The organism is Larkinella sp. C7 (assembly GCF_006149005.1).
GTDB lineage: Bacteria > Bacteroidota > Bacteroidia > Cytophagales > Spirosomataceae > Larkinella.
Genome location: NZ_VBSL01000036.1, coordinates 1 through 7,291 on the forward strand (window position 1 = coordinate 1; position 7,291 = coordinate 7,291).

Here is a 7,291-nt window from a genome sequence, read left to right on the forward strand (position 1 = left end):
TTTGGGACTGCAAAGTACCGCATTATTTTCCCCTTTGTCAAGACCTTAAAACAAAATAAATGTAGAATACTTTCTACAGTGCTGACTATTAGGCGGTAAGAACCGAATTTATTTTTTCCTGAGGCTCCGAAAACCGGATTGAGTGGATGAAATCATGGATTGCTGCGGTCTTATTCTCCTGATTTTGCTCCAGCAAACGGACGAAGGCGCTGCCAATAATGGCACCATTAGCATACTGACTTGCCGTTTGAAAAGTTGAATAATCCTGAATTCCGAAACCAATCAAGCGTGGATTCTTTATTTTCATGGCTTCGATCCGGCTGAAATAGGCTTTCATTTCGTCCGTGATTCCCTTTTGTGAGCCTGTCGTACTGGCCGATGAGACCATATAGATGAATCCATTCGTCAACTGATCAATCTGGCGAATGCGGTTTTCTGTCGTCTGGGGCGTTATCAGGAAGATATTTTGCAAACCATACTGATCGAAAATGGCCTTGTATTCCCGTTCGTATACATCAATGGGCAGATCCGGCACTATGATCCCATCGACACCCACCTCGGCACACTGTCGGCAAAATGCTTCCACTCCGAACTGAACGACCGGATTTAGATAGCCCATCAATAGAATTGGCACCTGAACCTTCTCCCGAATTCCCTGGAGTTGCTCGAACAGAACCCGCAGCGACATCCCGTTGTGTAGCGCCTTCTGGTTGCTTTGCTGAATGGTTTCGCCATCGGCGACCGGATCTGAATACGGCATTCCGATCTCAATCAGGTCGACACCGGCTTCCTGCAACGTCTCCAAAATCGGTGCGGTATCGTGCAACTGGGGAAAACCGGCGGTGAAATAAACGTTCAGAATCTGTTCGGACTTCTTTTGAAACAATGCGGTAATGCGGTTCATGGCAGTATTCTTTAGGGAATGGAATGCTTTCCCGCCAGCTTTTACCTGGCGGAAGATTACAGAGTATGTGTGATGGTTATTTTGGAAGACGAGTCGTGTAGGCGGCTAAATCTTTATCGCCACGGCCTGAAAGGCAAATCACGACGGTTTCGTCCGGGCGGGCTTTTAGTTTGGGCAAACAGGCTAAAGCGTGCGATGACTCCAGCGCCGGAATGATTCCTTCCAGACGGCTCAGTTCAAAGGCCGATTCCAGTGCTTCTTCGTCGGTGATTGCGTAAAACCAGCCACGGCCGGAAGCAAACAAATGGGCATGTAAGGGACCGATGCCGGGATAATCCAAACCAGCGGAAATTGAATACGGTTCAACAACCTGACCATCTTCGGTTTGCATCAGGATGGTACTGCTTCCATGCAAAATACCGGGTTTTCCCAGGGCAGTCGTCGCGGCAGAATGACCCGATTGTACACCCTGACCAGCCGCTTCGGCAGCAATCAGTTTCACCGATGGTTCGTCCAGATAATGGTAAAAAGCACCGGCAGCATTACTCCCTCCACCCACGCAGGCAATGACATAATCGGGATTGGCCTGACCGGTTTTTTCCAGCAATTGCTTGCGGGTTTCTTCAGAAATAATGGATTGAAAACGAGCCACCATGTCGGGATACGGATGCGGCCCAACGACTGAACCGATCACGTAATGCGTATCGACCGGATTATTAATCCAATGCCGCATGGCTTCATTCGTAGCATCTTTCAGGGTTTGGCTTCCGCTGGTGGCCGGAACGACCGTTGCCCCCAGCATCCGCATCCGGTCGACGTTGGGCTTCTGGCGCTCCATGTCAACGCTGCCCATATAAACAATACACTCCAGACCCATCAAGGCACAAACCGTTGCCGTGGCAACGCCGTGTTGACCTGCACCGGTTTCGGCTACAATCCGTTTTTTGCCCAATCGCTGGGCTACCAGAATCTGGCCGACAGTATTGTTGACTTTATGAGCACCCGTATGACACAGGTCTTCACGCTTCAGGTAAATCGTTGTGTTGTAAGCGGCTGACAGGCGACGGGCATGAAAAAGCGGGGTTGGACGACCCACGTAATCGGTCAGTAAATCCCGCCATTCCTGTTGAAAAGCCGGATCGGAAATAATCGAAAGATAATTTTGACGCAGTTCTTCTACGTTTGGATAAAGCATTTCCGGAATGAATGCGCCACCGAAGGTGCCGTAGTATCCCCGTTCGTCGACCTGAAAAGCTGATTTTACTTCTGTAGTTTCCATTGTACTCAAAAACAAGTATGCAGTAACTGTAGAACTGCACCGATTACCGGGCAATTTTTGATTACTATCTATTTAAATAAGGCAGAAAAGTCCGGAAGACCGCAAAATACGGTCTCTGAATGTATAACTATCTCAATAGGCTGCGGGTTAAGCGACGGTTTCTTCTTCTTCGATGGGTTTCAGTCCGGTGATGATGGCTTTGACCAGTTCGATGTCTTTCAGACCCGGGCTCATCTCCACTTTGCTGTTGATATCGACGCCGTAGAGCTTTAGGTGTTTCAGTTTGTCCAGAGCGTCAAGACTTTCCGCATCGATACCGCCACTGATAAAAAACGGTTTGTCGTTGTCATACCGATTCATCAGGCTCCAGTCGAACGAAATGCCGTTGCCGCCAAACTGATCGCCTTTTGCATCGAACAAGAAGAAATCACAGGACGGTTTGTAATTGTTCAGCATGCTGAAGTTGAACGTTTCATCAACGGAAAAGGCCTTGATGATGCTGACACCCCGGTTCCGCAGATTCCGGCAGAAGTCGGGCGTTTCAGTTCCGTGGAGCTGCACGTATTGCAGGTCGTACTTTTTCACGCTGCGCAGAATGTAATCCGGGCTGGCGTTTACGAATACACCTACTTTTTTCGTGCTGCGCGGAAATGATTTCAACAGTTCAGCGTCCAGTTCTTCGCCAACAAACCGCAGCGATTTGTCGTAAAAAATAAATCCCATAAAATCGGGTGCCAGGGCGAGCAAATCACGGATGTTGTCGGAATCCCGCATTCCACAGACTTTTACTTTCATACGATATAGTGTTTTTGAGATAATGGATGCAACTGGTTCAATTCATCGAGTAATTGCTGCAAAGCCTGTGCCGGGTCGGCGGTTTTCATAAACGTTTCGCCGATCAGAAAGCCCTGATAACCGACTTGCTGAAGTGCCAGAATGGATTCGGCCTGCTGCAAACCGCTTTCGGAAATTTTAACGAAGGAGTCAGGAATTAACCTTGAAAGCCGCACTGACGTTGAAAGATCGGTCACAAACGTTTTCAGATTGCGGTTATTGACGCCCACCAGATCGACGGTTTCGGTCAGATGGCTGGCCAATTCCTCCTCATCGTGGACTTCGAGCAAGACTTCCAACCCTAAATCGTGCGCAATCTGGCTGTAATTTTGAACTTGTTCGGGCGTCAGGCAGGCGGCAATGAGCAAAATAAAATCCGCACCGATTGCTTTGGCTTCCACAATCTGGTACGGATCGATGATGAAATCTTTCCGGATAATCGGGGTTGACGGATTGGCCTGTCGCGCCTGGATCAAATCGGTGGACGTACCGCCAAAAAAAGGCTCGTCCGTTAAAACCGACAGACAGGCAGCCCCGGCCCGGACGTACCCCGCCGTGGTGTCGGCCACCAGAACCTGATCGTTGATGATACCTTTGGAAGGCGATTTTCGCTTGAATTCGGCAATAACACCCGATGAACCGGGTCGCCGAAGCGCGTCGTGAGCACTCAGCGGCTGCCGGTTAAACTGCGGCCGCTGTTCCAGTTCCCGTTGGGACACGACGGTTTTCTGATTGTCTACTTCAGTTCGCTTTCGCTCAATAATCCGTTCAAGTACGTCCATTCTATTCTTTATTCCGGTGGTATTGCACTCTGTAATTTTCTTTACAACCGATTTACTTCTTTTGTAGCCTTAAGCTGCCAGTAGTTTTTTAAGACTGTCCAACGCCCGCTTGCTTTCCAGCGATTCCCGTGCCTGCTGAATGCCTTCTTCAACGGTTTTCGCCCGCTCGGCGGCTACCAGAGCCATCGCGGCATTGGCAATCACCGCATCCGTTTGGGCAGAAGTTGCTTCGTTATTCAACACATTCATAAAAATACGGGCAGAATCTTCGACGGACTTCCCCCCGGCCAATTGTTCAGGCTGGAGTTGGGGCAAGCCGATTTGGTGCGGAGTCAGCACTTGCTCAGCGTGTGCGGTGATCGTTTTGAAGGCGCCGGTCAACGACACTTCATCATAGCCATCCAGAGCGTGTAGGATCATAAACCGCTTAGGCGTTTGCTGATAAAGATACGCATACAATCTGGCTAATTCAAGACTGAACACGCCAACGAGCTGTTTTTTCGGGAAAGCCGGGTTCACCATCGGGCCCAAAACGTTAAAAAATGTCTTTACACCCAATTCTTTCCGAATCGGCCCAACATTTTTCATCGCCGGGTGGAAGAGGGGTGCGTGCAGGAAACAAATGCCAGCGGTTTCGACTTTTTTCCGCAGCACATCATAGTCATTCGTAAACCGGTAGCCCAGAAATTCCATGACTGTCGACGATCCGCACATGGACGACACGCCGTGATTGCCGTGTTTGGTAATCCGCTGACCGGCACCCGCGACCACAAAAGCCGACAAGGTTGAAATGTTGAAGGTATCCTTTCCATCGCCACCGGTTCCGCACAGATCCATGACGTCATATTCCGACAAATCGACAGCCAGACACAGCTCCAGCATGGCATCGCGGAATCCTTCCAACTCCTCGACGGTAATACTCCGCATCATATAAACCGTCAAAAAAGCAGCAATTTGTGAGGTATTGTATTGTCCGGTACTGATTCCGATCAACACCCGCCGGGCTTCTTCTTTGGTTAAGGTTTTGTATTCGAACAGGTGATTCAGTATTTCTTTCATAAGGGTAATAGAAATAGGATGCGATGTTATGTTAACGGTTCAACCAGTTTTCCAGCATCTGCTTTCCGTGCTGCGTCAACACGGATTCGGGGTGGAACTGAACGCCCCGCACGTCATATGTTTTATGCGACACGCCCATTACCCGGCCTTCTTCGTCGACCGCCGTAACCGCCAACGCGGCCGGAATGCTTTCGGGAATAACCGTCCAGGAGTGATACCGCCCCACCAGCAATTCTTTCGGCAATCCACTGAATAACCGTTCGGTGGTATTTTCTACGAAGGTCCGGTGCGCCACGCCGTGGTAGACATCCGTCATGTTTTCCAGCCTCGCACCAAACGCTTCGCTAATTCCCTGATGGCCCAGGCAAATGCCTAAAATACTTTTGGTAGGCGCATAGGTGCGAATAATTTCCTGCATAATGCCCGCTTCCGACGGAATTCCGGGTCCGGGCGACAACAATATATTGTCATAAGCATCTACCTCTTCCAGCGAAATTTTGTCATTCCGATACACATCAACGGTATGGCCCAACTCACGAAGAATATAGACGAGGTTGTAGGTAAACGAATCGTAGTTATCGATAACCAGCACTTTCATAAAAACCGTTGTTTTAGATTGTTTCAGCCTGTTTCATGGCCGTCCGCAAGGCCATCAATTTGTTATGTACTTCCTGCAATTCACTTTCCGGATTCGATTTGGCAACCACGCCGGCGCCGGCCTGATAATGTAACGTATTGTTCTTGCTGAGGAACGTCCGAATCATAATCGCCTGGTTGAAATCGCCACTAAAATCCATGAAACCAATACACCCACCGTAAAACCCGCGGCTCGTTTTTTCGTACCGATCAATCAACTGCATCGCCATGTGCTTGGGAGCACCCGACAAGGTTCCGGCCGGAAAGGTTTCGCCCACAATTCGCAACGGTTTTGTATTCTCATCCAGTTCGCCCACGACTTTCGACACCAGGTGAATCACGTGCGAGTAATACTGAACCTCTTTAAAAGTTTCGACCTTAACGGTTTTGCAATTCCGGCTCAGATCATTCCGCGCCAGATCGACCAGCATGACGTGTTCAGCGGTTTCCTTCGGATCGTTGTGCAGTTTTTGCGCCAATTCCGCATCCGCTACATCATTACCGGTCCGGCGAAAGGTGCCGGCAATGGGATAAATGATGGCGTTCTGCCCCTTAATGACAATCTGAGCTTCCGGCGACGAGCCAAACAATTTATAGTTGCCGTAATCAAAATAGAAAAGATAAGGCGACGGATTCAGTGAGCGAAGAGCGCGATAGACGTTAAATTCATCACCCCGAAAAGCCGTAGAAAACTTACGGGAAAGCACAATCTGGAACACGTCACCCCGGTGGCAATGGTCGATTCCTTTTTGAATAATTTCCAGGAATTGATCATCCGTAAAATTAGACTGTTCATCCTGCGTAGTTTGGAAGGAATAGGACGGAAAATTGCGGCTTTTGATAAAGGTTTCAATGGAATCAAGGTTATGGAGAGCGGGCTCCTGACCTTCTTCCAAATATGAATGCTCAAAAAGATAGAGTTCGTCTTTAAAATGGTTGATCGCAATCACATACCGAAAGGCCTGGTAAACGACCAGCGGCACATCGTTTTCAGCTCCATCCGCTTTCAGCGAAATATCTTCAAAAAACTGAACCGCATTGTAGCCAATGTGACCAAAAAGGCCGTTGGTGATAAACGGGAATGGAAATTTCTGGTACTGAAATCCGGCTCTAAATTCTTCTATCTCGGTCAGCAAGTCATCATTCGGAGAAATCTCGACGGATTTTGACGTGGCATTTGGGTAGTCGATCTGGATCGTATTGCCATCAAATTCAAATTTTGCAACGGGGTCAAAACAGATGTAAGAATAGCTGTTATCATTCCCGTGGTAATCTGAGCTCTCAAGTAGAATACTGTTGACAAACTTATCCCTCAAGCGAAGATAGATACTGACAGGGGTCAAGGTGTCGGCCAGCATTTTGCGGTAGGAGCTGGTTACCCTGAAGGCCGGTTTTTGTTCTTTAAATGGAGCAATCATGATTGAAAGGGAAATGGTTAGAAAACAAAAAAAGCCCACTGGTTTGAACAGTGGGCTTTCGAAAGAACCAATAGAATCGGTTTTACAAAGCATGCGCTGACTGTTCAACTTCGATTGAAGAAGAACGCCACCAAAGATTAGAAGATGTTAATCCAAACCGCATGATGATCAAGTTTTTAAAGTCGGGGTGGCGGGATTCGAACCCACGACCTCTACGTCCCGAACGTAGCGCGCTACCGAGCTGCGCTACACCCCGATTGGCAAAGGTAATTATTTTGTAAAAAATCAAAAAGAAAAAAGTATACCCATCTCGGTTTAAGGAGATGGGTACATTGTAATCTGTGGTGGCGGCAACCTACTCTCCCGGAAGTGACTCCAG

The 7,291-nt window shown here is 48.6% G+C and carries 7 protein-coding genes and 1 tRNA gene; all 8 read right to left on the minus strand.

Features of this window, described 5'->3' with window-relative positions; all coding sequences use genetic code 11:
* Positions 1-88: 88 nt before the first annotated feature.
* The 8 genes from trpA to FH871_RS31485 all read right to left on the minus strand — a co-directional run bounded on the left by trpA (position 89) and on the right by FH871_RS31485 (position 7,168).
* Positions 89-904 carry a tryptophan synthase subunit alpha gene (trpA, locus tag FH871_RS31450; RefSeq protein WP_138995290.1) on the minus strand — a complete coding sequence of 272 codons (816 nt, stop codon included), beginning with the start codon at positions 902-904 and terminating at the stop codon, positions 89-91.
* 76 nt (positions 905-980) lie between these two features.
* Positions 981-2,183, minus strand: coding sequence for a tryptophan synthase subunit beta (gene trpB, locus FH871_RS31455; protein WP_138995291.1), 1,203 nt, complete (start codon positions 2,181-2,183; stop codon positions 981-983).
* Positions 2,184-2,330: 147 nt separating this feature from the next.
* Positions 2,331-2,978, minus strand: coding sequence for a phosphoribosylanthranilate isomerase (locus FH871_RS31460; RefSeq protein ID WP_138995292.1), 648 nt, complete (start codon positions 2,976-2,978; stop codon positions 2,331-2,333).
* The gene (gene trpC, locus FH871_RS31465) at positions 2,975-3,799 is read right to left on the minus strand and encodes an indole-3-glycerol phosphate synthase TrpC (RefSeq protein ID WP_138995293.1); all 825 of its coding nucleotides are present in this window, start codon (positions 3,797-3,799) and stop codon (positions 2,975-2,977) included. The genes FH871_RS31460 and trpC overlap by 4 nt, the downstream gene beginning before the upstream one ends.
* A 69-nt stretch (positions 3,800-3,868) precedes the next feature.
* Positions 3,869-4,858 (minus strand): anthranilate phosphoribosyltransferase, encoded by a 990-nt coding sequence (gene trpD, locus FH871_RS31470; protein ID WP_138995294.1) that lies wholly within the window; start codon positions 4,856-4,858, stop codon positions 3,869-3,871.
* A gap of 31 nt (positions 4,859-4,889) precedes the next feature.
* Positions 4,890-5,456: an aminodeoxychorismate/anthranilate synthase component II gene (locus tag FH871_RS31475; protein ID WP_138995295.1), complete on the minus strand. Its 567-nt coding sequence runs from the start codon at positions 5,454-5,456 to the stop codon at positions 4,890-4,892.
* 13 nt (positions 5,457-5,469) lie between these two features.
* Positions 5,470-6,912, minus strand: a complete 1,443-nt coding sequence (locus FH871_RS31480; RefSeq protein WP_138995296.1) for an anthranilate synthase component I family protein — start codon at positions 6,910-6,912, stop codon at positions 5,470-5,472.
* Between the two features lie 182 nt (positions 6,913-7,094).
* A tRNA-Pro gene (locus tag FH871_RS31485) sits at positions 7,095-7,168 on the minus strand.
* Between the last annotated feature and the right edge of the window lie 123 nt (positions 7,169-7,291).